This is a genomic window from Terrabacter sp. GCM10028922, assembly GCF_042666095.1.
Classification (GTDB): Bacteria; Actinomycetota; Actinomycetes; order Actinomycetales; family Dermatophilaceae; genus Terrabacter.
Window position 1 is genome coordinate 106,908 of the sequence record NZ_JBHTFG010000014.1, and the last position, 24,743, is coordinate 131,650.

Here is a 24,743-nt window from a genome sequence, read left to right on the forward strand (position 1 = left end):
ACTGTGACGCCCGATTGGGGTGTACGTCAAGATCTCCGGTCAAACGATTTACCAGCCCCGGCCCCCCGACCCGCAAGCAACTGCCTCCACGCCCAGGGGCTCCCGCCTACTTCCCGATGCCATCGGTCAGCCCCCTGAGGAACTGCCGCTGCCCGATCAGGAAGAGCACGATCATGGGCAGGGCGGCCATGGTGAGCCCGGCGAACTGGACCGGCCAGTCGGTCAGGAGCCGGCTCTGCATGTCCATCAACCCCACCGGCAACGTCTTGAGGTCGCCGGTGCTGATGAAGACCAACGCGAAGACGAACTCGTTCCACGCGAAGAGCGCCTGCAGCAGGGCCGCCGAGACCAGGATCGGGCGGCTCATGGGCAGGATGATCTGCCAGAACGTCTGGGTGGGGGAACACCCGTCGAGCGTGGCCGCCTCGTCGACCGACGGCGGGATGTCGATCATGTAGGCCCGGATCAGGAACGTCGTGAACGGGATCCGGAAGGCCGTGTACAGCACGATCAGCGCCCAGTAGCTGTCGTAGATGCCCAGCTGCTGGAGCAGGCCGAAGAGCGGGATCAGCGCGACGGTCGGCGCCAGCATCAGCCCACCGAGCAGCAGGCCGAGCACCGCGCCACCGAACGGGATGCGCAGCCGCACCAAGCCGTAGGCCGCCCAGGCACTGATCAAGACCGTGGTGAGGATCGAGGCCGACGTGACCAGGATGCTGTTGACGAAGTAGCGCACGACGCCGGCGCTGCCGGCCTGGGCGAAGTTGTGCCAGCGGAGCTCACCGGGCAGGCCCCACGGGTTGCCGAAGACCTCCTGGTTGTCCTTGAAGCTGCTCAGCACCATCCACAGCAACGGGTAGAGCACCGCGACGACGAGGGCGGCGAGCCCCACCCACAGGGCCATCCGGGCGGTGCGACGACCCAGCCGGCGGCCCGCTCTGGGTGCTCGACGTCGGCTCAGCTCTCCGACGGTGGTGACGGCGCCGGCGCGGCGCGTGTGGGTCGGGGCTGAGGTGGACATCACCATTGGATCCTCCGTCGGCGGCTCACGTAGACCTGGACGGCGCCGACGGCCAGGGTGATCACGAAGATCACCGTGGCGATCGCGGAGGCGTAGCCCATGTCGTCATTGAGGAAGGCGTTCCGGTAGAGCCACGTGCCGAGCACCTGGCTGGAGTTCGACGGTCCCCCGGCCGTCATGACCATCACCTCGTTGAACACCAGGAAGGCACCCGAGATGGTGAGGATCGTGATGAGCGTCGTCATCTCCCGGACCATGGGCACCGTGATCGAGAAGAAGCCGCGGATCGGGCCGGCACCGTCCACCTTGGCGGCCTCGTAGAACTCGCGCGGCACGCGCTGGATCGCGACGACGAAGAGGATGGCGGTGTAGCCGATGGACTGCCACTGGCTCATCGCGATGATGCTGCCCATCGCGGTCGCCGGCTCGCCGAGCCACGAGTGCTGCCAGCTGTCGAGACCGACCGCGTCGAGCAGCCGGTTGAGCAGCCCGATCCGGGGGTTGTAGAGGAACGAGAAGAGGATCCCGGCCACGGTGATCGAGATGACCGCCGGGATGAAGTAGATCGTGCGCAGGACGCCTCTCAGCCGCTGGTGCACGAACTCCTCGAGCAGGGCGGCCAGCACGAGCGAGAACCCGACCTGGCATACCAACGACACGACGGCGAAGACGGTGTTGTTGCGCAGCGCCTGCCAGAAGATCGGGTCGTCGAACGCCGTGCGGTAGTTGTCGAGCCCGACGAAGGTCGGCTGCACCGAGAACGCGTTCCAGGAGAACAGGCTCAGCCGGAGGTTGTCGACGATCGGGTAGTAGACGAAGACCAGCAGCAGGACCAGCGCGGGCAGGACCCAGGCCAGCGACCGCCAGCGCATCCACGTGGTGCTCATGTTTGTGCCCTCCTCGGGTGGGCCGTGGCCGGTCGCGACGACCGGCCGTGTCGAGGTCGGGGCCCGTGGGCCCTTGGTGGGTGGGACGGGCGATCTCTCGCCCGTCCCACCGGGTGGCAGGTCAGCCGACCTGCTTCCTTGCCTTGGCCGCCGCGTCCTGCACGCCCGTGATGACGTCCTTCGTCGTCTTTGAGCCGTCGATGATGCCCTCGACGCCGGAGAGGTAGGCGTTGGCCACCTCGGCGTTGGTCACGGTGTCGAGCCAGATCGCGAACTGGTTGGCCTTGCTGATGTCGGCCAGCGCCTCCTCGAGCTGGGGGAACGAGTTCGCCGTCGTGGCCGAGCCCTTCACCGGGCTCAGCCAGCCGATGTCGGCGGTCAGCTTGGCGGCGTTCTGCTGGTTCGTCATGAACTTGAGGAAGTCGACGGCCAGCGCCGCCTGCTTGCTCTGCGCGTTCACCATGAAGCCGTCGGGCGCGCCGGTCAGCGCGCCGGTGTCACCGGCCGCGCCCTGGGGGGCGGGCAGACGAACGAAGCTCCAGCTGTCGGCGAGCGACTTCGGCGCCCCTCCCTTCGCCGTGAGGCCCTGGAACTCGACGGACTCGAGATAGTGCATGGCGGCCTTGCCGCTGAGGAAGTTCGCCTGTCCCGCCTCGTGCGAGACGCCGTTGGCGTCCTTGCTCGAGCACCGGCTGATGATGCTCTTGAACTGGTCGAGTGCCTTGGCGTATCCCTCGTCCGTGAACGCGCCCGACGAGGGGTCGTAGTCCTTGGCGAGCGTCGCCGACGGCACGTTGTACGCATTGAGCTGGGTGATGTAGTGGATCGCCGGCCACCCGTACTGGTTGCCGAAGGCGATCGGGGTGTAGCCGGCGGCGCGCAGCTTGTCACAGGCACCGAGCAGGTCCTCGAGCGACGAGGGGGCCGCATTCACACCGGCTTTCGCGAAGGCGGCCTTGTTGTAGGCCAGGTACTTCGCGTCGAGGTTGATCGGCACGCCGAAGTACTTGCCCTTCGTCTCGAAGGCCTTGAGCGCGGCTGGCGAGAAGGTCTGGCCCCACTCGGTGTCCGGGCCGATGACCGAGGTCACGTCGGCCGCGAGACCCGCCCTGACGAACTTGTTGGCGAAGTCGCCGGCCCACGAGAAGTAGATGTCGGGCAGCTGCTTGGAGGCCGACAGGATGCGGATCTTGTCCTTGTAGGGCTGGTCGCCGACCTGTTCGAGCTTGACGGTGACCTTGGGGTTCGCCTGCTCGTACGCCTTGGCCACGCTCTCGAAGTAGGGAGCGTACTTGGGGTCGGCGAACTTGGTGACCATGGTGAGGGTCCCGGACTTCTCCGCCGGTGCCGTGAGGTCCTGGGGACCTGCACCCGAGGCGGTCTTGGAGGTGCCGGGCGCACCGCAGGCGGCCAGGGCCACCGCGGCGACGGCACCGAGCACGACGACGGATGCGCTGCGCGTGGTGTGCTTCATGACAGGTCCACTCCTTTGTGGATGGGGTTGAGCTGTGCGGTGAGGTGCACGAGGGAGGTCTCGTAGCCGAAGGCTCCGAAGGTGGTGCAGGTGTGCGAGGCGAATGCCGTCGCGGCGCCGACGAGCGTGGTGAGCGGCTCGTCGCGGATGAGCCCGGTGAGGAGCCGGGCGATGAAGGCGTCGCCGGCACCGAGGGTGTCCACCACGGCGGTCGGCGGGGCCGGCGCGTGGACGACACGCTCGCCGTCGAGCACCACGGCACCTCCGGCGCCCATGGTGACGGCGACCAGTCGGGGTCCCAGGGCCTGGATGAGCCTCGCCTGGTCGATGGCCTCGGCGATGGCGTCATCGGCCTGGTCGGCCACGGACGGCAGCGACCTGATGGCCACGTCCACGAATGGTGCGTGCTCGGCGATGTAGTCGAGCGGACGCTCCGAGAAGTCGAACGAGAGCCGCGGTGCGGCCGCGCTGAGCTCGGCGAGCTGGTCCTCCACCATCGAGCACTCACCGGTGTGCACGATCGTCGCGGCGGCCACGGCCGAGTAGTCCGCGGCCGTGAGCCGGAACCTCGAGACGCCGGGGTCGCCGTGCTCGAAGACCCGGTTGCCGTCGACGACCCGGACCTCGGCGTGCGCGTTGGCGCCTTCGACCATCTTCAGCATCGAGGTGTCCACTCCCTCGGCGACGAGGGCGTCGAGGACGGTGCGGCCGGCGAGGTCGCTGCCGAGGGCCCCGATGTATGCCGTGGAGGCGCCACATCGGCGGCCGTGCACCGCGACGTTGACCGCGTTCCCACCGGGGTAGAACACCCCGAGGTCGGGGTAGCGGTCGACGACGTTGTCGCCGACGGCGAGCAGGGTGACGTTCATCGGCTTGCCCTTCAGTACGCCACGCGGCGGTAGTAGCGACGGGTCGTCAGCGGATGGTCGCGAAGCGCCTCGACATGGGCACTTACCCGCTCGAGCAGGGCTGCCAGGACCACCGGCGACACCAGCCCCCGTGTGGACGGGGAGATGCCGGGAAGCGCCACGTCAGCGCTGTCGACGACGAGAAGCCGGTCGGTCAGTCCCGACACGAACCGCTCGACGCGCTCGGCGAGCGGGCGAGTGGCGTCCTCTCCCTTGAGGAGGAGCACGCTGACGTCCGGCTCGACGAGCTCGAGGGTGCCGTGGAAGAAGTCCGAGGCGTGCACCGGTCTGGTGCGGATCCACTGCATCTCCTCGAGGATGCACATGCCGTAGTAGAAGGCCTCGGGCCAGGCGTTTCCCGCCCCCGTGACGATGTGCCAGGTGTCGGCCGCGATGGCCTCGGCGAGCTGGCGCGCCCGCGGCTCGAAGGCCGACTTCGCAGCCAGGAGCAGCTGCGGCAGCCGCCGGAGCTCGGCCACGACGGCTCGATGGTCCTCCAGCTCGCCTCGGGCAGCCTGGACGGACAGCGCCAGGAGCAGGGACTGCACGTAGAACGACTCGCAGGAGGTGTCGTCCTCCGCGAAGTTGACGAGGCTGATGTCGGCCTTCCGGGCCAGCGGGCTGTCGCCGTTGGCGGTGAGCACCACCACCTGGGCACCGGCGGACTTGGCGTGGTCGAGGGCCGCCAGGCTCTCGGCTGTCGTGCCCGAGAGAGACGGGATCACCACGAGGCTGTCGCGGCCCAGTGTCGCGGAGCCGGTCACGACCAGCTCCGCCGGCATCGTCACCTGGGCGGGAAAGGTCGAGCGCTCGCGCAGCAGCGAAGCCGCCGGCTGCATGAGGATCCCGGCTCCGCCGGCCCCGGCGAAGACGACGTTCGTCACGCCGGATCCCAGGGCGTCCCGCACGAGGGCGTCGATCTCGTCGGCCAGTCCCACGGCGCCCGACTGGATCCGCAGGTACCGGTCCGCGTCGAAGTTGAGCATGTGGTTCGCCATGTCAGTAGTCGACCTTGAACATGTAGCGCCGCTGCTCGAGGTCGTGGCCGCGCACCGACTCGTAGTGCTGCGCGAGGCGGTTCGCGAGCGCACCCACCACGATGGGGGAGACGTGCTCACGCACCGACGTCGGGATGCCGGGCAGCTCGAGGTCGCGCACGTCGACGTACTGCGCCTTCTTGCAGTGCCTGTCCAGGAACGCCTTGGCGCGCTCCCCCATCGGCCGCGAGGCGTCCTCACCCAGCCACAACAGCACGGCCGTGTCGTCGTCGACCATCTCGAAGGCGCCCTGGAAGAACTCGCCGGAGTTGAAGGCGGCCGCGTGCTTCCACTGCATCTCCTGCAGGAAGCACATGGCGAACCCGTAGGCCCAGCCGTAGCTCGGGCCCGACCCGAGAACGTAGGTGATCGGCTCGTCCTTGAGCGCCTGGGCGATGTCGGCCAGCAGGGGCTCGGCCTGCTCGATGGCGTGGTGGACGGCGGACGGCAGGGCGGTCAGGGCCTGGCTCACAGCCTCGAGGTCCAGCTCGGCGGCCGTCGCGGCCAGCAGCTCGTAGGCGACGAGCAGCTCGAACAGGTCGCTCTTTCCGCTGAACGCGACATCCGCCGCCTCGGCCAGCGGGCTGCCCGTCTTGGCCGCGGCGATGACGGTGGCTCCAGCTCGCTTGGCGGTCTTCGCCGCGGCGACGGTCTCCTTGGTGGTGCCCGTGTAGGAGGCGAGCACGACGAGTGAGCCCGGGCCCATGAGCTCGGGGACGGATGTGTTGAGCTCGTCGCTCTGCAGCTGGAACGCCGGGAAGGACGCCTTCTGCTGAAGCAGGTAGTGGGCTGGGTAGCTGCAGATCAGCGACCCACCGGCGCCGACGAAGTACACGTTGCGCAGCCCGGTGTCCACGACGTCGCGCACGACGCGGGTGATGGAGTCGCGCTCGGCGATGCTGCTGGCGAGCTTCTCGACGGTGTCCGCGTCGATCTGCTTCAGGGGGAGGGTCTGGAGGGTCTGGGTCATCGCTGCTCCTGATCTTGGCCGTCTGACGAAGTTATTGATAACGTTCTCAATGTTGGTTTGAGAACGTTCTCAACTTCTGCGAGCGCCTGTCAAGGGGCTGGTCGGAAATTGGTCGGGATGCCGACGGGGCAGCTGACCGGGCACCGGCTAGGGTCGGCCCAGGGATTGGCGCACAGCGACCAGGCGACCCGTTGACGTCGCCCGCCAGTGCACAGCCGGCACCGGCGTCGAGCCCGACGAGTTCCCGAGGAGGACCGTGAGCAGGACCGTGGAGCCACGCGGTATCGCGACGGTGCCCGACGTCGCCCGTGCGGCGGGCGTCTCCACGGCTACGGCCGCGAGGGCACTCGGGGGTTACGGATCCGTGCGGGAGAGCACCCGGGAGCGCGTGCAGGCAGCCGCCGAACAGCTGGGCTACCGGCCCAACAGCCTGGCGAGGAGCATGATCACCGGCTCCACCAGCACCCTGGGCGTCGTGATGTCCGACATCGAGAACCCGTTCTTCCGCCGCTCGCTGCGCGGCATAGCCGACACCGCGCGCGCCGAGGGGTTCGAGGTGCTGCTGGCCAACACCGACGAGCAGCTCGACAAGGAGGAGACCGCGGTCCGGCTGATGACCGAACGCCGCGTCGACGGTCTCGTCGTCTGTCCGGCCGACGGCGGGGACCGATCCCACATCAGCGACGTCATTGCCGCCGGCATCCCCGTGGTGCTCCTCGACCGCAGGGTGGCGGGGGTGAAGGCAGACACCGTCGGCATCGACAACCGCAAGGCGGCGCGTACCGCGACGGAGTACCTGCTGGGGCGGGGCCACCGCGACATCGCCATCGTCACCGGCGGCACTCCCGAGATGCTCGAGCGGATGCTGCGCCCCGACATGCGCGGCATCGAGCGGCTCTCCGCCACGACCGTGGGGGCCCGGGCCGCTGGCTTCCGTGACGCGATGGCCGCCGCCGGGGTGCCGATCCGTCGCGATCTCATCTCGTCCGGCGGGTACCGCCGCGAGGACGCCGAGACGGAGACGGCCCGGTTGCTGTCCCTGCCGAACCCGCCCACTGCAGTCTTCGCCTTCGACGCGATGCAGTCGCTCGGCGCCTTCCACGCGATCTCGCGCGCCGGCGTCCGCTGCCCCGACGACATCTCGCTGCTCGGGTTCGACGACGCCGAGTGGGCGGACGTCGTGAGCCCCGGCCTCACCGTGATGGCACAGCCCACCTACGAGATCGGTGTTGCCGCCTGCCGTCTCCTGCTGTCGCGGATCGAGGGGTCAGGCGGGGCGGTCGCCCACCGCCGACTGCCCACCGAGCTCATCGAGCGCGGTTCGGTCGCGGTACGTCCGCCTCACCCCGACGCCGAGCCGGCTCGCTGAGCCCGCTCGCTGAAAACGACGCGGGCACAGCGGAATCCGGCGGGCCAGAGGCTCACGACGGGGGAAGCCGGTCGAACCCGGCGAACGGCTCCCGGATCGTCACGCTGGAGCCGCCTGCGTCGGTCTGTGCGGCTGCGGAGATCGCCCGGATCAGGTCCTCGGTGAGGTTTCCGTAGATCTCCATGGTGCTCTCGGCCTCGAGGTACTCGGCGTACGCGTCGGCGAAGTGCTCCATGCCGACCTTCATGTGGGTCGCCATCGAGTCGGCGTCCGGATGCACCTGGACCACCGTGACGTAGTCGGAGTCCGGCGCGGCGTAGCCGTAGAAGGAGTGCAGTCGCGGCTCCGCCGGGTCGACGACGTCGGAGCTGAAGCGCGCGAAGTACTCCTTGAACGCCTCCCGCTTGCCGGGCCTGATCTTGTGCGTGCCGATGAAGATGAATGGAGCGGTCATGGCGTTCTCCTGGGAGTCTGTGCCCCGACGGCCTCGGGGCTGTGAGTCCACGATCCGCGCCGCCGTGGTTGCCACGCTTCCGCAGAGCGGGCCGACCTTGCGCCCCGGCCGTGGGTATTCCTACCCAGCGCCACCGAATGGCAGGATCGGCGCAAGGAGGTGCGATGAGCGGCGAACGCGACCACCTCGAGACCGCCCGCGAGCACCATCGCTCGTCGCGCTGGGTCCGGGCGTGCGAGGAGTACGCCGCCGCCGACCTCGCCACGCCGTTGAAGGTCGAGGACTTGGAGTCCTGGGCGGAGGCCGCCCAGGTGGTCGGGCGGATCGACGAGGCGATCGCCGCGCTCGCCCGATGCTTCGAGCTGCGTGCGGAAGCCGGCGAGATCCACGAGACGACGCGTGCGGCGTACTGGCTCTGGAGCGCTCACATCTTTGCGCGAGGCGAGTTCGCCCTCGCGGCCGGCTGGGTCGAGCGAGCCGGGACGCTGGCGCAGGAACAGGGGTCGGGTGAGTACGGGTGGCTCCTTGTCCCGCGCTCCTACGCCTGCATGGGAGGGGGTGACTACGCGACCGCGGAGGGTCTGCTGCATCGGGCGGTCGAGCTCGGGATCGGGCGCGGCGACATCGACCTGGTCACCATCGCCACCACGATGCGTGGCCGGGCCTCGCTCAAGCTCGGATCGCTGGAGCAGGGGTTGGGGCTCCTCGATGCGGCCATGGTCCGCATCCTGGCCTTGGCGACCTCACCTCGGACGACGAGCGTGATGTTCTGCGCCGCGATCGGCTCGTGCTACGAGGTGCAGGAGATCGCGCGGGCGGCGGAGTGGTCGGTTGCCCTCGACCGGTGGCTCGGCGCGTTGCCGCAGCTGGGAGGCGCCTACTTCGGCAACTGTCGGATCTACCGCGCGATCCTGATGCGTCTGCGCGGGCACTGGTCCCGGGCTGAGGCCGAGCTGCAGCAGGCCTGCCGTGACCTGGCGGTGGACGGCCAGCTGGTCGCCGGCCACGCCTGGTACGAGCTTGGCGAGCTGCGGCGGCTGCGGGGAGAGCCGGGCGTCGAGGAGGCCTTCGAGCAGGCGACAGCCTTCGGGCACGTCGCCCAGCCGGGGCTCGCGCTGTACCGGCTCGGCCAGGGCAGGGCGGAGGCGGCCGAGGCCGGCCTGCGTCGCGTCCTGGCCGAGCGTGAGCGGGCCGGCGACCGGCTGATCCTCCTCCCGGCGGTCGTGGCGGTGTGCCTGGCGGCTGGTCGGATCGAGGACGCGAAGGACGTCGTCACCGAGATGGCGCAGACGGCCCAGACCTACCCCACGACTGCGATGCGGGCCGTCCTGGATGCGGCCCGTGGGGCTGTGGCGCTGGGTGACGGCCGGCCCAGCGACGCACTCGCCCGCTTGCGGGCGGCCTCGGACCGGTGGCGGGAGCTCGACGCACCGTACGAGACCGCCCAGGTCGGCGTACAGATCGGTGAGGGGTGCCGGGCACTCGGTGACGAGGAGGGCGCACAGATGGAGCTCCGCGCCGCTCTGGCGACGTTCGAACGGCTCGGCGCGCGACCGGACGCGTCCCGGGTCCGCGGGCTGATGTCGGGGCGCAACCCGCACCTCGCCGCACTGAGCCCACGGGAGATCGAGGTGCTGAGTCTGATCGCCAGGGGCCGGACCAACGCAGAGATCGCCACCGCGCTGTGCCTGAGCGAGCGAACCGTCCACCGGCACGTCAGCAACATCCTGACCAAGCTCGACGTCCGCTCCCGCACCTCGGCCGCGGCGTACGCGGTTCAGCACGGGCTCACCTGAGAGCGCCACCGACAGCGGTCACGTGTGCTTGTGTCGGCTCAGCTCGTGTCACCAGGGGCGTGACCGAGTACACCTAGGATGGCGCGCGTGGACAAGGCCGTGACGTGGACCGCGGGGCAGCCGTACCGGCCGTCCGGCGCGGTCGACCACGTCTTCCGGCGGCTGCGCGAGGCCATCGAGGACGGCACCTTCCCCGTCGGGAGCCGGCTCGAGGCCGAGGGCGCCCTCGCAACCCGGTTCGCGGTGAGCCGCCCTGTCGTGCGCGAGGCCCTGCGCGGCTGCGCGGCGCTCGGCCTGACCGAGACGCGCGTGGGCCGCGGGACCTTCGTCGTCTCGCGCACACCGTCGGCCGAGGCACCCCTCGGCCGCTACTCGCCGCGCGAGCTGCAGGAGGCCCGCCCGCACGTCGAGGTTCCTGCGGCCGCGCTCGCCGCTACGCGTCGAACCGACGAGGAGCTGGCCCGGCTCACCGAGCTCGTCGACCGGATGGCCCACGAGGCGGACTTCGGGCGCTGGGTCGACCTCGACGCGGCATTCCACCAGCTCGTCGCGACGGCGAGCCGCAACCGCGTCTTCGGCACCGTGGTCGCCGAGATCCGTGACGCCATGGCGAGCCAGTCCGGCATGCTGAACTCCCTCGAGGGCCGCCGCGAGGAGTCGGACGCGGAGCACCGCCGCATCGTCACGGCGATCGCCGAGCGCTCCCCCGAGGGTGCCGGCTCGGCCATGCGCGAGCACCTGTCCTCGGTGGAGGACGCGGTCGCGCGGTTCTTCGCCGACGACGCGCCCGACGCCTGACCGGCTTCCACGTCCGCGCTGCTTCCTGTCGCGCCCCGAGACGCCCCCTTGACCTGGGTGACGAGCTTCCCTAGGGTTCCGGCATGGCCAACCTGTCTTACAGCCTTACAGCCATACAGGCGAATCACCCTGACGTGTCCGGGCCCCTGCCAGCCCACGTCCCGGTGGCCGTGCTGAGCAGGGGCCTGCTCGTCGAGTCGGTGCACCACGGGTCCGTGGTCGTGACCCGGGCGGACGGCCGCGCCGCCCTGGTCGTTGGCGACGGCACCACCCCCGTCTACCCCCGTTCTGCCCTCAAGCCCCTGCAGGCCGTCGCCGCGCTGCGGCTCGGCGTCGAGATCGACGAGCAGCTGCTGGCCGTGGCCGCCGCCAGCCACTCCGGCGGGCCGGAGCACGTCGACGCGGCGCGGCGCATCCTGACCGCCCACGGGCTCGACGAGCGCGACCTGCGCAACACCCCGGACCTGCCGTACGGCGCCCCGGAGCGCGAGGCACTGCTCGCCGCCGGGGGCGGCCGTGGCCAGATGGTGCAGAACTGCTCAGGCAACCACGCGCTCGTCCTCGCGGCATGCGTCGTCTCCGGGTGGCCCACCGCGACCTACCTCGACCCCGACCATCCCGTCCAGAGGGTCATCCGCGACACGCTCGACGAGCTCGCCGCCGAACCCGTCGGGCCCGTCGCCATCGACGGCTGCGGCATGCCCGTCCTCGGCATGCGGCTGCTGGCCCTCGCGCGGGCGTACGGCCGTCTCGCCGCGGCCGAACCCACGACCGCCGAGGGCCGCGTCGCTTCCGCGATGCGCGCCCACCCGCACCTCGTCGGGGGCGCCGGTCGCGACGTCACCGAGGCGATGGTCGCCGTGCCCGGGCTCGTCGCCAAGGACGGCGCCGAGGGCGTGCAGCTGCTCGGCCTGACCGACGGCACCGGTGTCGCGGTCAAGATCGCGGACGGCGCCGACCGTGCCCGGATGCCGGTCGCCGTCGCCGCGCTCGCGGCTGCCGGAGGTCATGACGCCGTCGTGGCCGCGCTCGCCTCCCTCTCCCTGGACCCCGTGAACCTCGGCACCGAGACCGTCGCCCGGCTCACCGCAGTTCCGCTCTGACACAGCCAGACCCGCTGCCCCACCACTCCTACAGGAGGACGCCCGTGCCCCGTACCGAACACGACCTGCTCGGAGACCGCGAGGTCCCCGACGACGCCTACTGGGGCGTGCACACGCTGCGCGCCGTCGAGAACTTCCCCATCACCGGGGAGACGATCGCCGGCAACGCGTACCTCGTCCGCGCGCTCGCTGCCGTCAAGCTCGCCGCGGCGCGCGCCAACCGCGACCTCGGCCTGCTCGACGAACGGCGCTGCGGCGCCATCGAGGGCGCCTGCCTCGAGATCCTCGACGGCCAGCACACCGACCAGTTCGTCGTCGACGCCATCCAGGGCGGCGCGGGCACCTCGACGAACATGAACGCCAACGAGGTGGTCGCCAACCGCGCCCTCGAGCTGCTCGGCGCGGCTCGCGGCGACTACGCCGTGCTGCATCCGAACGACCACGTGAACCTGAGCCAGTCGACGAACGACGTCTATCCCACGGCCGCGAACATCGCGACCATCTGGGCGCTGGCCGACCTCCTGGGCTCGGTCGACCACCTGGTGGAAGCCTTCCGGCGCAAGGCCGGCGAGTTCCACGACGTCGTCAAGATGGGGCGCACGCAGCTGCAGGACGCCGTGCCCATGACCGTCGGTCAGGAGTTCGCCGCGTATGCGGTGACGCTCGCCGAGGACCGCGACCGGCTCGCCGAGGCGGGCGCCCTGCTCCACGAGATCAACCTCGGCGCGACCGCGATCGGCACGGGGCTCAACGCTCCCGTCGGCTACACGGAGGCGGTTCGCCGTCACCTTGCCGATGTCACGCACCTGCCCCTGACCACGAGCCCCGACCTCATCGAGGCCACCGCCGACGTCGGCGCGTTCGTGCACCTGTCGGGCGTGCTCAAGCGCGTCGCGGTCAAGCTCTCGAAGATCTGCAACGACCTGCGCCTGCTGTCGTCCGGGCCGCGCAGCGGACTCGCCGAGCTGAATCTGCCTGCGGTGCAGTCCGGCTCGTCGATCATGCCCGGGAAGGTCAACCCCGTGATCCCGGAGGTCGTCAACCAGGTGGCCTTCGAGGTCATCGGCAACGACGTCACCGTGACGCTTGCCGCCGAGGGCGGTCAGCTGCAGCTCAACGCGTTCGAGCCAGTCATCGTGCACAGCCTGAACCGCAGCATCACCCACCTGGGCAACGCGTGCCGCGTCCTCGCCGACCGATGCGTCGACGGCATCACGGTCAACGCCGACCGGCTGCGCGCCTCCGTCGAGCAGTCGATCGGCCTCGTCACTGCGCTCAACCCGCACATCGGCTACGCGGCCGCCACGGCGGTGGCCACCGAGGCGCTGCTCAGCGGGCGGGGCGTCGCCGAGCTCGTGCTCGAGCGGGGACTGCTGTCAGCCGCCGAGCTCGGCGAGCTGATCCGCCCGGAGCGTCTGGCCAACCTGCCCGACCCCCGTCCACAGCCCGTCTGACCCCTGCGGAGCCACCAGCCATCGCGTCGGCCGCCCGGTCGCGCATCCTTCCGATTCACCTGTCACAGAAAGGCGCCCAACGATGAGCATGCCTGGAAGAACGACCCGGACGGCCGACGTACCACCAACCTCAACAGCTGAGCGGCCCGCCGCCGGCGACACCACGACCGACCTCGAGCAGAGCGGCTACCACAAGTCGCTCAAGCCACGCCAGATCCGGATGATCGCCATCGGTGGGGCCATCGGAACGGGCCTGTTCCTCGGTGCCGGCGGGCGTCTCGAGGCGGCCGGCCCGTCACTCGCCCTGACGTATGCCGTGTGCGGCTTCTTCGCCTTCCTCATCCTCAGGGCGCTCGGCGAGCTCGTGCTGCACCGGCCGTCGTCGGGCTCGTTCGTGTCGTACGCCCGGGAGTTCTACGGGGAGAAGGCCGCCTTCGTCACCGGATGGATGTACTGGCTCGTGTGGGCCACCACCGCTGTCGTCGACGTCACGGCCGTCGCCCTGTACATGAACTTCTTCGCTCGCTACTGGGCGCCCATCGCGAGCGTGCCCCAGTGGGCCTTCGCCCTTGGCGCACTCGTCCTCGTGCTCTGCCTCAACCTCGTCAGCGTCAAGGTGTTCGGCGAGCTGGAGTTCTGGTTCGCCCTGATCAAGGTGGCGGCTCTCGTCCTGTTCCTCGGCGTCGGCCTCTGGTTCCTCTTCTTCGGCACCCCGGTCGCGGGCCATGACCCCGGCGTCGGCCTGCTCAGCGCCAACGGCGGCATCTTCCCGAACGGCGCGCTGCCCGCTGTGGTCGTCGTGCAGGGTGTCGTCTTCGCGTACGCCTCCATCGAGCTCATCGGCACGGCCGCCGGCGAGGCCGAGAACGCCCGAGTCGTCATCCCCAAGGCGATCAACACCGTCATCGTGCGCATCATCGTGTTCTACGTCGGGTCGGTCGTGCTCCTCTCGCTCCTGCTGCCGTACACGGCGTACAAGGCCGGGGAGAGCCCGTTCGTCACGTTCTTCGGGTCGATCGGCGTCGAGGGCGTCGACACGGCGATGAACCTCGTCGTGCTCACGGCGGCGCTGTCCTCGCTCAACGCCGGCCTCTACTCGACCGGTCGCATCCTGCGCTCGATGGCCTTCTCCGGGTCGGCGCCGCAGTTCGCGGCGCGGATGAGCCGCGGAGGCGTGCCCTACGGCGGCATCGTCATCACGGCCGCGGTCGCTCTCGTCGGCGTGCTGCTCAACGCGCTCGTGCCGGCCCAGGCCTTCGAGATCGTGCTCAACGTCGCCGCCCTCGGCATCGTCTCGGCCTGGGGCATGATCGTGCTGTGCCAGATGCGGCTCGTCGCCTGGGCACGCGCCGGCCGGCTCGAGCGGCCGTCGTTCCGGCTCTTCGGTTCGCCGGTCACCGGCTGGCTCACGCTCGGGTTCCTCGCCACGGTGGTCGTGCTCATGGCCTTCGACCGTCCGGTCGGCACCTGGACCGTCGCCTCACTCGCCGTGATCATCCCGCTGCTGGCGGGCGGCTGGTTCGTGGCGCGTGACCGCATCCGGCGCATCGCCGCAGGCGAGGCCCACCCGGAGCACGTCAGCCAGCATCCGGTGGCGGCGACAGCGGCCGTCGGCGACGCCTGATCCGTCCGCTCGGCCACCCGTCACCCGGGTGGCCGAGCGGGTCGTCGCCAGCGGTGGGAGCAACGTGTCAGCCGGCCTGCAGAGCCGCCTTGACGCGCTCCTCCAGGTCGGTAGGTGACGTGCAGCTCTCGGAGCAACGCACGTCGGGGGTGCCATCGACGTGGCGCACAGCCCATTCCTGACCACCCATGACCGGTCCGGCTGTCGCCGTCACGGTGCCGGAGCAACCCTCCGTCGGACAGGGAAAGCTGATGGTCTCCATTGCTCGATCTGGGGCGGAACCTGCTGAGCCATCCCCCGGAGAGGAGCGCGCCTCACGGCCCGCATCGGGCGACGTCTCAGCGGCTTCCCGACAGTTCGCCACGAGGGCGCGCAGGGCCAGCTCCGTGGTCTGTTCGACGATGCTGGCCGGCTCACCGGTCAGGTCGTGCCGTTGGGCATGGACCGCGGCGCCCCGCGCAGTGGCCAACCAGACCGTCCCCGGGGGCTGACCCTCCTCCGGGTTGGGACCGCCCACGCCCGTGACCGCTATCGCGATGCCGGCGTGGAGCAGGTCGGCGACGCCCGCCGCCATCTGACGAGCACAGGCCTCGGTCACGACCGGCCCGCGATCCACGCCGAGGAGCTCGAACTTCACGTCCTCCGCGTAGGCGACCACGCCACCGAGGAACCACTCACTCGAGTCCGGGGCCGCCGCCAGTCGACTGGAGATCTCACCGCCCGTCAGTGACTCGGCGACGGCCACTCGCAGCCTCCGCCGCCGGGCGAGCTCGGCGACCTCCTGGGCCAGCTGGTCGGCCATCCCCATCGAACCTCCTCCAATGACGTCGGGTGAGGAATGACGCCCGGCTCGCGGCCGCCTTGGGCGACGTATCGGTGCGAACGCGGTCCGCTGACCGGGCGCAGCCGGCCACGGGAGCTCATCCTCAGAACGTGTCGTAACCCTCCCGTGCCCCATCCGTGCCCGCTGCAAACACGCGGTGCTAGGACGACGCGGCGAGGGTGCCGACCAGCCACTCGCGGACGGTCCTGGCCTCGGGAAGAATCTCGTGAAGCGTGCGGGTGGACATGTCCAGCTGAGCCGTCTGCAGCCACCGCCACATGGTGGTCAGGTCGCTGCCCACGATGCGCTCGAAGAGCCAGACAGGCATGGGGTAGCTGCGAGGTACGCGGCCGGTGACCTCGTGCCAGATGGCCCGGCACTGGTCGACGGACTGGATGTCGGCGACGAGGCTCAGGTCGGCCCCGACCCACCGCTCGGGGTCGGCGAACACGCGGGCAGCCACCGCACCGAGATCGTCGGTGCACAGCCAGCCCATCGGCCGGGAGGAGCCCATGAGCTTGGGCATCACGTGCCACACCGTGACCGGCGGGTAGAACCCCTTGTCCGTCATGAGCTCCATGAAGGCCATCGGACGCAGCACCGTCAGAGGCAGACCGCGCTCGCGGAAGTGGCCGGCGACGGCGACCTTGGAGTCCCAGGAGCCGACGCCCGTCACGTCCCCGCGGACCCCTGCCGCTCCGTAGACCACGTGCTGTACGGCGGCGCCCGCAGCCGCGTCTGCGACGTTCCCTCCCTGCCGGACCTCCGCCTCCACGCTGCTGGCTATCGGGTTCTGGACGTTGAAGACCCCGTACGCGCCGTCGAAAGCGCGTCGCAGGGACGCCACGTCCTCCGCGTCCACGCGGTGCAGCTCTGCCCCGCTCGCGCGAAGGGCCTGTGAGGCGTCACCGGACGGGTCTCTGCTGAGCGCGCGCACACGCCAGCCGTCCTGGAGCAGGTGGCGGACCACGGCCGAGCCCTGCCGCCCAGTGGCGCCGACCACGGCCACCACCCGCGCGGGCCGCCCATCGGAGGGAGACGTCATGACCCAGTCTGACAGGACCACCGCGGCCGCATGAGGACTTTCTCGGTGAGCAGGGCGGGCCCGTGACGAGCCTCCCCCAGCACCGGGGCGACGGTCGGGGACGTCCTGGCCGGCGGAGATCCCCTCCACGAGATGCCCGCGACCAGGACGCCGACGGCACCGTACCCGCCGACGACGCTCGACTCACCTCGTACGCCGAAACCTAGGCGGACTGGCGACCGGGGAACCCCGGTGGTGGGTAGGTGGTTGCCGGCGGCGTCGTCTCCCGGACCTTCCCCTGGGATCCGTGACGAGGCGGCGCCGTCCCCAGGGAGCTCGTCTGCGTCGAGGGCGTCCCCAGGTTTCACCGGCGCGAGCTGCACGTCGGGGAGCGCACCGTGGAGACCCACCTCGCACACGTGTACGCGACGTTGAAGGTGCAGTCGCTACGGGACCTGGTCCACGCCCTCGGCCACCACGCCAGAGGGCCCGGACCAACGTGATGCCACGGACCCGCGCCTGTGCACCTGCCTACGGGTTCAGGTCACCACCCGATCGGCGCGGCTGTAGACGACCATCGAGTCTCCGCGGAGGAAACCGACCAGCGTGACGCCGATCTCGTCGGCGAGGTCCGCTGCCAGCGATGACGGGGCGGACACGGCAGCGAGCACGGGGATCCCCGCCATCGACGCCTTCTGCGTGAGCTCGAAGCTGGCCCGCCCCGACACCATGAGCACCGTCGCAGACAGTGGCAGCCGGTCCTGCTCCAGCGCCCAGCCCACGACCTTGTCGACGGCGTTGTGCCTGCCGACGTCTTCCCTGACCACGAGGAGGTCACCGCTGGGGCCCTCGAAGAGCCCTGCCGCGTGCAGTCCTCCGGTCTGGTCGAAGACCTGCTGCGCCTCTCGGAGCCGCTCGGGCAGCGAGACGAGCAGCTCCGGGCTGACCACGAGCCGGTCGTCCCCGACCGGGAACGCGGACTCGGTGCGGACGGCGTCGATGGACGCCTTGCCGCACACGCCGCAGGAGGACGACATGTACGTATGCCGCTCCATCGCGAACGTCGGCAGCTCGACTCCCGGCGTGAGCTGGACGTGGAGCACGTTGTAGGTGTTGAGCCCTTCCTCGGTGGTCCCAGCGCAGTAGCGAACGGTGGTCACGTCGCCCCGGCGCCGGACCACGCCCTCGGAGACGAGGAAGCCGAGCGCCAGCTCGACGTCGGCGCCGGGGGTCCTCATGGTGACGGCGAGCGAACGGCCACCGACCCGGATCTCCAGCGGTTCCTCGGCGGCCAGCCGGTCCTCTCGGACGCGTGCCGGATCGCCCACCCGGATCCGGGTGACGCGCCGGCGGACGGCTCGCTTTCTCATGGTGCCCTCCGGTCTGTCACCCGACGGTGCTGGGCTCCAGGCGGACCAGCACGGACTTCGAGGTGGGGGTGTTGCTGTGCTCGGCGACGGAGCCGAGCGGCACGAGCGGGTTGGTCTCCGGGTAGTAGGCCGCGGCCGTGCCGCGTGGTGTGTCGTACTCGACGACCCGGAAGCCGCGGACCCGGCGGTCGAGGTCGTCGCCGGCCCAGTGCGCCACGATGTCGACGTGGTCGCCGGCCCGCAGACCCAGCGCTGCGATGTCGCGGCGGTTGAGCAGCACCACCTGACGACCGCCCTCGATGCCGCGGTATCTGTCGCTGAGGCCGTAGATCGTGGTGTTGAACTGGTCGTGGCTGCGCATCGTCTGCAGCACCAGGTGGCCCGCCGGGACCTCGAGGAGCTCGAGGGCCGACGCGGTGAACTGCGCGCGACCTGACGGTGTGTCGAACGCGCGCCGGTCGCGGGGCGGGTGCGGCAGCACGAACCCGGTCTTGGTCAGCACCCGGGCCTCGTAGTCGTCGAAGCCGGGGACGACGCGCTCGATGTGCGCCCGAACTCGGCTGTAGTCACCGCTCAGGGCTGCCCAGTCGATCGTCGTGGTGCCACCCCGTCCGGTTCCCGACGCCGACCCCGATGCCCCGAGGGTCGCCTCGGCCAGCCCGCACACGATGGCCACCTCGGAACGCAGGTGCTCACTGGCTGGTGCCAGCCGGCCGCGGGAGGCGTGGACCACCGACATCGAGTCCTCCACGGTGACGAACTGCGGTCCGGTCTCGCGCAGGTCGCGCTCGGTGCGCCCGAGCGTGGGCAGGATGAGGGCGGTCTCGCCGGTCACGAGATGTGACCGGTTGAGCTTGGTCGACACCTGCACGGTCAGTGCCGTCCGTCGCAGCGCCTCCGCGGTGACGCTCGTGTCAGGTGCGGCATGAAGGAAGTTGCCGCCGAGCCCCACGAACACCCCGACCCTGCCGGCGAGCATCGCCTCGATCGCCTCGACGGTGTCATGGCCGTGGTGCCGCGGCGGCTCGAACCCGAACTCTCGCTGCAACGCGTCCAGGAAGCTCGCCGGTGGCTTCTCCCAGATGCCCATCGTCCGGTCGCCCTGCACGTTGGAGTGGCCCCGGACCGGGCACAGGCCCGCACCCGGCTTGCCGATGTCGCCGCGGGCCAGCGCCAGGTTGACGACCTCCTTGATGGTGGCCACGGAGTTGCGGTGCTGGGTCAGCCCCATCGCCCAGCACCAGATCGTGGCCCCGGAGGCGGCGACCATCCGGGCCGCCTCGACGACCTGGTCGCGCTCGAGGCCGGTGGCGCGGTCGACGACGTCCCAGTCGACGTCGGCCACGTGTGCGCGCCACGCGGCATACCCGTCCGTGTGGGCGGCCACGAACTCGTCGTCGACGGCGTCCCACTCGACCAGCAGCGACCCGATCGCCTGGAACAGCGCCTGGTCTCCGCCGAGGCGGATCGGCAGGTGCAGGTCGGTCAGGTCGGTGCCGTGACCGACCACGCCGCGGGTGTGCTGCGGGTTGCGGAAGTTGACCAGGCCTGCTTCGCGCAGCGGGTTGATGCTGATGATCTTCGCGCCGCGCCGCTTCGCGGTCTCCAGCGCGGACAGCATCCGCGGATGGTTGGTGCCCGGGTTCTGCCCGGCCAGCACGATGAGCTCGGCACGGTACAGGTCCTCGAGGCTGACGCTGCCCTTGCCGATGCCGATCGTGTCGATGAGCGCCACCCCGCTGGACTCGTGGCACATGTTGGAGCAGTCCGGCAGGTTGTTCGTGCCGAAGTCACGGACGAACAGCTGGTAGACGAACGCCGCCTCGTTCGAGGCGCGCCCGGACGTGTAGAACGCCGCCTCGTCGGGCGACCCGAGAGCGTTCAGGTGCGTCGCCGCGAGGGCGAACGCGTCGTCCCACCCGATGGGCTCGTAGTGCGTACCGCCCGGACGGCGCACCATCGGATGGGTCAGTCGCCCCTGCTTGCCGAGCCAGTAGTCGGGGCGCGTGGACAGCTCGGCGATGCTGTGCCGGGCGAAGAACTCCGGGGTCACCCGGGCCTTCGTCGCCTCCTCGGCCACGGCCTTGGCGCCGTTCTCACAGAACTCCGCCGTGTGCCGATGCTCTGGGTCCGGGTCGGGCCAGGCGCAGCTCATGCAGTCGAACCCGTCGACCTGGTTGAGCCGCATGAGGGTCTTGGCGGCCCGCGCCGGCCCCATCTCACCCACTGCCCGGCCCATCGCCACGGCCACGGCCTCGACACCTGCGGCGTGGTCGCGTGGGCTGCGGACCGTCAGGCGGGACTCGTCCGGCGTCCCCAACAGCTCGTCCTCCGGCATGGCACGATCACTCCTTCTTTGTCGGACGCGCGCGTCCCTTCAGCACCTGCAGGCGACCGACCTGCCGTCTGCGGCGTCTCGCCACTGGGCCCCTGGAAGCAGATCACATATCACACCGTCGGCGGCAGGTGGGTCTCACGAAGCGGGTGCGAACCCGCCTGCCGGGATCCCGGGCGACCACTGATGTCCTGGGCGGGGGTGTTCGTCCCCGCCCAGGACATCGAGGTCACGCAAGGTTCCGCAGGCTGCCCTGTGTCCAGGTCCGTCGACCTCTCAGGACCTCTCAGGACCTGTCAGGCCCGCTCGGGCACGGCGGGGATGGCGTCCTTGACGCCGTTGGCGTCCCTGGTCGGGTTGGCGACCACCGGGGGGCTGACCGGCTGGGGCGGGGTTTCACTGCCCGGCCCCGGCTCCTTGCGCAGCTCCTTCACGAGCGAGACCGCGACCCCCACCATGATGAACAGGAACGGGAACGCCGCCAGGATGCACAGGGTCTGGAGCGCGTCCAGACCACCGGCCACGAGCAGGATGGCGGCGACGGCGCCGGTCATCACTCCCCAGAACACCGTGACCAGCATGCGCGGCTCCTTGCATCCGCGACTGGACAGGATGCCCATCACCAGAGCGGCAGCATCTGCCCCGGAGATGAAGAAGAGTGCCACGAGGATGATGACGACCAGGGCGGTGACAGTGAAGAGGGGATACTGCCGCAGCAGCTCGAACAGCGCCGTCTCCTGACCCTGCTTGAGAGCGGCTCCGAGGTCGAACCCGCCCAGCTGCAGGTCGATCGAGATCCCGCCGAGGATGGAGAACCAGACGAAGCTGACCAGGCTGGGCGCCAGGACGACACCGAGGACGAACTGCCGGATCGTGCGACCCCGCGAGATGCGCGCGATGAACGTGCCGACGAACGGGGTCCACGAGACCCACCACGCCCAGTAGAAGATGGTCCATCCCGAGAGCCATTCCTGGCCACCGAAGGCACCGGCACGGAAGCTCATCGGGACCAGCTCGTAGAGGTAGTCACCGACCGACTCCGTGAACATGCTGAGGATGAACACGGAGGGACCGACGACGAACAGGAAGAACAGGAGCGCCACGGCCAGCACCATGTTGGTGTTGGACAGGAACTGGATGCCGCGGTGCACGCCGCTGGCAGCCGACACGATGAACGCGACGGTGAGCAGGGCGATGATGCCGATGGCCATCGGCGTGGACTTCGGCAGGTCGTAGAGCTGGTTCAGTCCCGAGTTGATCTGCAGGGCCCCGAGCCCGAGCGAGGTCGCGGACCCGAAGAGGGTGGCGAAGATCGCGAACGAGTCGATGGCTCGGCCCGTGCCACCTTCGGATCGCCGGCCGATCAACGGGAAGAAGGCGGAGCTGATCAGGTTCGCCTTGCCCTTCCTGAAGCCGAAGTAGGCGAGCGCGAGCCCGACGATGGCGTACATCGCCCACGGGTGGAACGCCCAGTGGAAGTACGAGTACTCCATCGCGAGCCGGGCGGCCTCCTGGGTGTTGGGCTGTGCCAGTCCCATCGGGGGTGAGCTCAGGTGCGACAGGGGCTCAGCCACGCCGTAGAACATGAGGCCGATGCCCATGCCGGCACTGAACATCATGGCGACCCAGCTCACGGTCCGGAACTCGGGGCGTTCGTCGTCCCGGCCCAGTCGGATCCGACCGAACCGGCTGACGGCGAGGAACCCTGTCAACGCGACGAATCCGGTGCTGATGAGAATGAAGATCCAGCCGAAGCTGCCGATCACCCAGTCGAGTGCGGCGCCGCTGATGTCGGCCAGGCTGTCGTGGTCGACGATCCCCCAGACGACGAATGCCAGCGCCACGGCCGCGGAGCTCGCAAGGACCGTTCGGTCCGCCGGCAGCTGGTCGGCGAGAGTCCCCCGCCGCTGTGTTTCCGAGTCAGACTGCACTGTCATCGGAGATGTCCTTCCAATCCTTCGGTGAGGAGTGCCGTTTCACGGCGATGGCGACGGGCTCGAACCCACTGACATTCCCCTGATCAGCCGTTGCTCATCTCGCACCACTTTGTGCAATACGCAACATCATCCTGCGACCGCAGGCACGAGTCAAGACTTTCGCGTTGCCTAATATGCAATCTGTTGTGTAATACAGAACGCTCGAGTTCAGGCGGCCCCGAGACTCTCGGCCATCTCCACGACGTTGGTGAGCAGCATCGCCCGTGTCATGGGCCCGACTCCTCCGGTGGCTCCGCTGACCTTGCCGGCCACGGTGTCCACGCCGGGATGCACGTCGCCCAGGATGCCCTCGATGGTTCGGGTGATGCCGACGGACAGCACCGTCGCGCCCGGCCTGACCCAGTCGGGCTGCACCAGGTGCGCCACACCCGCCGCCGCGACGACGACGTCCGCGACCCGCGTGTGTGCGGCGACGTCGACGGTCGCCTCGTGGCACAGGGTCACCGTCGCGTGCTCACTGCGTCGCGTCAGCATCAGTCCCAGCGGACGGCCCACGGTCAGTCCGCAGCCGATGACGCAGAACCGCGCCCCGGTGATGGGGACGTCATGGTGTCGCAGCAGCTCGATGATGCCCCTGGGTGTGCACGGCAGCGGGGCCGGCATGCCGAGGACCAACCGCCCGAGGTTGACCGGATGGAGACCGTCGGCGTCCTTCTCCGGGTCGATGAGCTCGAGCACCCGGTGGGTGTCGATGTGGGCAGGCAGCGGCAGCTGGACGATGAACCCGGTACAGGCCGGGTCGGCGTTCAGCCGGAGGACAGCCGCCTCGATCTCCTCCTGCGAGGCGGTCTGTGGCAGCTCGAGCCGGATCGAGTGCAGACCCACCTCACGGCAGTCCCGGTGCTTGCCGTTGACGTAGGAACGGCTTCCCGGGTCGTCGCCGACGAGAATCGTGCCCAGGCCCGGCCTGATGCCCTGGAGCTGCAGCATGGCGACGCGGTCGGCCAGGTCGAGCTTGACCTTCTCGGCGATGCGTCTGCCGTCGATGAGTGTCGCGGTGGCCATGCCAGCTCCTTGTGTGGACGCCGAGCCCGCCCGCGTGTCCGGGCGGGCGTCGTGGGGCGCAACCACGGCCGTCAGCTGACGGACGGGCGGACGGCACCGGCGATCTTGTCCGAGACCCAGTCGTGGAACTCGCCGATGTGGTGCTCGCTGGGCACCAGGACGCCACCGTCGGCGTACACCCGGGAGCTCATCGCCGGCTGGCAGCGCTCGCACGCGTCGAAGTCCTGCTGGTTGACCCGGTGGAAGAGCTCCACCGAAGCGGTGACGTCCTTGCCGCTCTCGACCACGCCGGGCAGGTAGAGCCAGTCGCACTCGACGATGGTGTGGTCGGCCGCCAGCGGGTACATCCGGTGGAAGATGACGTGGTCGGGGACCAGGTTGATGAACACCTGCGGCTTGACCGTGATCGCGTAGTAGCGCCGGTCCTGGTCCTCGGAGACCCCGGGGATGCGGTCGAGCCCCTCGGAGCCGTCGACGGTGAAGCCCTTGATCTCCTCGCCGAAGACGGCGCCGTGACCCACGAAGTACTGGGCAGCGAAGCCGTCCGCGAACTCCGGCAGGACCTCGGTCAGCTCGGGATGGATCGTCGCACAGTGGTAGCACTCCATGAAGTTCTCGATGATGAGCTTCCAGTTGGCCTTGACGTCGTAGACGATGCGGCGCCCGAGGGCGAGGCTGGCCACGTCGTAGTGCTCGATCGACTCGAGGTCACCGAGGCGCTCGATCACGGCGTGGCGGACCGTCTCGTCGAACGAGGGCGGCTCCGGCGCCAGACAGACCCAGATGTAGCCCAGCCACTCCTGCACCGAGATCGTGCGCAGCCCGTACTCGACGCGGTCGATGTCAGGCATCTTCGTCAGGTTCGGCGCGGCAACCAGCTTGCCGTCGAAGTCGTACGTCCAGGCGTGGTACGGGCACTGGAAGGAGCGCTGGGCCTGGCCGGACTCCTCGGTGCAGAGCTGGGCACCGCGGTGCCGGCAGATGTTGAAGAAGGCACGGGCCTCGCCCTTGCGGTTTCGGGTGATCAGGACGCTCTCGCGGCCGACCTGCACCGTCTTGAACGAGCCGGGCCCCGTGAGGTCGGCCGAACGGGCTGCGCAGAACCACATTGCCTCGAAGATCCGCTCCTGCTCGGCGGCGAACACGGCCTCATCGGTGTAGGTGTGGCCGGGCAGGGTGGCGATGAGGCTGGGCGAGGTCTCGATGAGGGACATGGATGCTCCTGGGCGACGACTGAACTGATGGGCAACATGTTGTTGTTAACGCAACATAGAGTGTGATACGCAACAGCGTG

At 69.8% G+C, this 24,743-nt stretch carries 21 protein-coding genes; 7 read left to right on the plus strand and 14 right to left on the minus strand.

The window, feature by feature from the left end; genetic code table 11:
• Positions 1-106: 106 nt before the first annotated feature.
• The 6 genes from ACFQU3_RS14225 to ACFQU3_RS14250 all read right to left on the minus strand — a co-directional run bounded on the left by ACFQU3_RS14225 (position 107) and on the right by ACFQU3_RS14250 (position 6,297).
• The gene (locus ACFQU3_RS14225; protein ID WP_385910832.1) at positions 107-1,021 is read right to left on the minus strand and encodes a carbohydrate ABC transporter permease; all 915 of its coding nucleotides are present in this window, start codon (positions 1,019-1,021) and stop codon (positions 107-109) included.
• Complete coding sequence (locus ACFQU3_RS14230; protein ID WP_385910834.1) at positions 1,021-1,908, minus strand: carbohydrate ABC transporter permease; 888 nt, start codon at positions 1,906-1,908, stop codon at positions 1,021-1,023. The genes ACFQU3_RS14225 and ACFQU3_RS14230 overlap by 1 nt, the downstream gene beginning before the upstream one ends.
• A 121-nt stretch (positions 1,909-2,029) precedes the next feature.
• Positions 2,030-3,382, minus strand: coding sequence for an ABC transporter substrate-binding protein (locus ACFQU3_RS14235; RefSeq protein ID WP_385910836.1), 1,353 nt, complete (start codon positions 3,380-3,382; stop codon positions 2,030-2,032).
• The gene (locus tag ACFQU3_RS14240) at positions 3,379-4,251 is read right to left on the minus strand and encodes a PfkB family carbohydrate kinase (protein ID WP_385910838.1); all 873 of its coding nucleotides are present in this window, start codon (positions 4,249-4,251) and stop codon (positions 3,379-3,381) included. The genes ACFQU3_RS14235 and ACFQU3_RS14240 overlap by 4 nt, the downstream gene beginning before the upstream one ends.
• A gap of 11 nt (positions 4,252-4,262) precedes the next feature.
• Positions 4,263-5,288 (minus strand): SIS domain-containing protein, encoded by a 1,026-nt coding sequence (locus ACFQU3_RS14245; RefSeq protein ID WP_385910840.1) that lies wholly within the window; start codon positions 5,286-5,288, stop codon positions 4,263-4,265.
• Position 5,289: 1 nt separating this feature from the next.
• A complete protein-coding gene (locus ACFQU3_RS14250; RefSeq protein ID WP_385910842.1) occupies positions 5,290-6,297 on the minus strand; it encodes an SIS domain-containing protein in 1,008 nt (335 codons plus the stop codon).
• A 256-nt stretch (positions 6,298-6,553) separates the two neighbouring features.
• On the opposite strand from ACFQU3_RS14250, the gene ACFQU3_RS14255 reads away from it, so the two are divergent.
• Positions 6,554-7,666 carry a LacI family DNA-binding transcriptional regulator gene (locus ACFQU3_RS14255; RefSeq protein ID WP_385910844.1) on the plus strand — a complete coding sequence of 371 codons (1,113 nt, stop codon included), beginning with the start codon at positions 6,554-6,556 and terminating at the stop codon, positions 7,664-7,666.
• 52 nt (positions 7,667-7,718) lie between these two features.
• Here ACFQU3_RS14255 and ACFQU3_RS14260 read toward each other — a convergent pair whose 3' ends face one another.
• Complete coding sequence (locus ACFQU3_RS14260; protein ID WP_385910846.1) at positions 7,719-8,120, minus strand: putative quinol monooxygenase; 402 nt, start codon at positions 8,118-8,120, stop codon at positions 7,719-7,721.
• A gap of 164 nt (positions 8,121-8,284) precedes the next feature.
• On the opposite strand from ACFQU3_RS14260, the gene ACFQU3_RS14265 reads away from it, so the two are divergent.
• The 5 genes from ACFQU3_RS14265 (at position 8,285) to ACFQU3_RS14285 (ending at position 14,895) form a co-directional block, all read left to right on the plus strand.
• Positions 8,285-9,916 (plus strand): LuxR C-terminal-related transcriptional regulator, encoded by a 1,632-nt coding sequence (locus tag ACFQU3_RS14265; RefSeq protein WP_385910847.1) that lies wholly within the window; start codon positions 8,285-8,287, stop codon positions 9,914-9,916.
• 87 nt (positions 9,917-10,003) lie between these two features.
• A complete protein-coding gene (locus tag ACFQU3_RS14270) occupies positions 10,004-10,714 on the plus strand; it encodes a FadR/GntR family transcriptional regulator (RefSeq protein ID WP_385910849.1) in 711 nt (236 codons plus the stop codon).
• A 134-nt stretch (positions 10,715-10,848) separates the two neighbouring features.
• Positions 10,849-11,817 (plus strand): asparaginase, encoded by a 969-nt coding sequence (locus ACFQU3_RS14275; protein ID WP_385910851.1) that lies wholly within the window; start codon positions 10,849-10,851, stop codon positions 11,815-11,817.
• Between the two features lie 44 nt (positions 11,818-11,861).
• Positions 11,862-13,271 carry an aspartate ammonia-lyase gene (locus ACFQU3_RS14280; protein ID WP_385910853.1) on the plus strand — a complete coding sequence of 470 codons (1,410 nt, stop codon included), beginning with the start codon at positions 11,862-11,864 and terminating at the stop codon, positions 13,269-13,271.
• A gap of 82 nt (positions 13,272-13,353) precedes the next feature.
• A complete protein-coding gene (locus ACFQU3_RS14285) occupies positions 13,354-14,895 on the plus strand; it encodes an amino acid permease (RefSeq protein ID WP_385910854.1) in 1,542 nt (513 codons plus the stop codon).
• Positions 14,896-14,962: 67 nt separating this feature from the next.
• Here ACFQU3_RS14285 and ACFQU3_RS14290 read toward each other — a convergent pair whose 3' ends face one another.
• Entirely contained in the window at positions 14,963-15,697 is a 735-nt protein-coding gene (locus tag ACFQU3_RS14290) for a CinA family protein (protein ID WP_385910856.1), read from the minus strand.
• Between the two features lie 181 nt (positions 15,698-15,878).
• Positions 15,879-16,763 carry an NmrA/HSCARG family protein gene (locus ACFQU3_RS14295; RefSeq protein WP_385910858.1) on the minus strand — a complete coding sequence of 295 codons (885 nt, stop codon included), beginning with the start codon at positions 16,761-16,763 and terminating at the stop codon, positions 15,879-15,881.
• 356 nt (positions 16,764-17,119) lie between these two features.
• Here ACFQU3_RS14295 and ACFQU3_RS14300 point away from each other — a divergent pair, with 356 nt between their 5' ends.
• On the plus strand, positions 17,120-17,245 hold the full coding sequence (locus ACFQU3_RS14300) for a LuxR C-terminal-related transcriptional regulator (protein WP_385911068.1): 126 nt from the start codon (positions 17,120-17,122) through the stop codon (positions 17,243-17,245).
• Between the two features lie 36 nt (positions 17,246-17,281).
• Here ACFQU3_RS14300 and fdhD read toward each other — a convergent pair whose 3' ends face one another.
• The 5 genes from fdhD to ACFQU3_RS14325 all read right to left on the minus strand — a co-directional run bounded on the left by fdhD (position 17,282) and on the right by ACFQU3_RS14325 (position 24,663).
• Positions 17,282-18,112, minus strand: a complete 831-nt coding sequence (gene fdhD / locus ACFQU3_RS14305) for a formate dehydrogenase accessory sulfurtransferase FdhD (protein WP_385910860.1) — start codon at positions 18,110-18,112, stop codon at positions 17,282-17,284.
• 16 nt (positions 18,113-18,128) lie between these two features.
• Complete coding sequence (locus ACFQU3_RS14310) at positions 18,129-20,450, minus strand: FdhF/YdeP family oxidoreductase (RefSeq protein ID WP_385910862.1); 2,322 nt, start codon at positions 20,448-20,450, stop codon at positions 18,129-18,131.
• A 293-nt stretch (positions 20,451-20,743) separates the two neighbouring features.
• On the minus strand, positions 20,744-22,384 hold the full coding sequence (locus ACFQU3_RS14315) for a BCCT family transporter (RefSeq protein WP_385910864.1): 1,641 nt from the start codon (positions 22,382-22,384) through the stop codon (positions 20,744-20,746).
• A gap of 207 nt (positions 22,385-22,591) precedes the next feature.
• Positions 22,592-23,449, minus strand: coding sequence for a bifunctional methylenetetrahydrofolate dehydrogenase/methenyltetrahydrofolate cyclohydrolase (locus tag ACFQU3_RS14320; RefSeq protein WP_385910866.1), 858 nt, complete (start codon positions 23,447-23,449; stop codon positions 22,592-22,594).
• 71 nt (positions 23,450-23,520) lie between these two features.
• Positions 23,521-24,663 carry an aromatic ring-hydroxylating dioxygenase subunit alpha gene (locus ACFQU3_RS14325; RefSeq protein ID WP_385910868.1) on the minus strand — a complete coding sequence of 381 codons (1,143 nt, stop codon included), beginning with the start codon at positions 24,661-24,663 and terminating at the stop codon, positions 23,521-23,523.
• Positions 24,664-24,743 lie beyond the last annotated feature (80 nt).

Coding starts and splice junctions, on each gene's coding strand:
- ACFQU3_RS14260 (WP_385910846.1), bottom strand. CDS start 8,120: ATGACCGCTCCATTCATCTTCATCGGCACGCACAAGATCAGGCCCGGC.
- ACFQU3_RS14325 (WP_385910868.1), bottom strand. CDS start 24,663: ATGTCCCTCATCGAGACCTCGCCCAGCCTCATCGCCACCCTGCCCGGC.
- ACFQU3_RS14245 (WP_385910840.1), bottom strand. CDS start 5,288: ATGGCGAACCACATGCTCAACTTCGACGCGGACCGGTACCTGCGGATC.
- ACFQU3_RS14320 (WP_385910866.1), bottom strand. CDS start 23,449: ATGGCCACCGCGACACTCATCGACGGCAGACGCATCGCCGAGAAGGTC.
- ACFQU3_RS14235 (WP_385910836.1), bottom strand. CDS start 3,382: ATGAAGCACACCACGCGCAGCGCATCCGTCGTCGTGCTCGGTGCCGTC.
- ACFQU3_RS14265 (WP_385910847.1), top strand. CDS start 8,285: ATGAGCGGCGAACGCGACCACCTCGAGACCGCCCGCGAGCACCATCGC.
- ACFQU3_RS14250 (WP_385910842.1), bottom strand. CDS start 6,297: ATGACCCAGACCCTCCAGACCCTCCCCCTGAAGCAGATCGACGCGGAC.
- ACFQU3_RS14230 (WP_385910834.1), bottom strand. CDS start 1,908: ATGAGCACCACGTGGATGCGCTGGCGGTCGCTGGCCTGGGTCCTGCCC.
- ACFQU3_RS14240 (WP_385910838.1), bottom strand. CDS start 4,251: ATGAACGTCACCCTGCTCGCCGTCGGCGACAACGTCGTCGACCGCTAC.
- ACFQU3_RS14315 (WP_385910864.1), bottom strand. CDS start 22,384: ATGACAGTGCAGTCTGACTCGGAAACACAGCGGCGGGGGACTCTCGCC.
- ACFQU3_RS14310 (WP_385910862.1), bottom strand. CDS start 20,450: ATGCCGGAGGACGAGCTGTTGGGGACGCCGGACGAGTCCCGCCTGACG.
- ACFQU3_RS14225 (WP_385910832.1), bottom strand. CDS start 1,021: ATGTCCACCTCAGCCCCGACCCACACGCGCCGCGCCGGCGCCGTCACC.
- ACFQU3_RS14285 (WP_385910854.1), top strand. CDS start 13,354: ATGAGCATGCCTGGAAGAACGACCCGGACGGCCGACGTACCACCAACC.
- ACFQU3_RS14290 (WP_385910856.1), bottom strand. CDS start 15,697: ATGGCCGACCAGCTGGCCCAGGAGGTCGCCGAGCTCGCCCGGCGGCGG.
- ACFQU3_RS14295 (WP_385910858.1), bottom strand. CDS start 16,763: ATGACGTCTCCCTCCGATGGGCGGCCCGCGCGGGTGGTGGCCGTGGTC.
- fdhD (WP_385910860.1), bottom strand. CDS start 18,112: ATGAGAAAGCGAGCCGTCCGCCGGCGCGTCACCCGGATCCGGGTGGGC.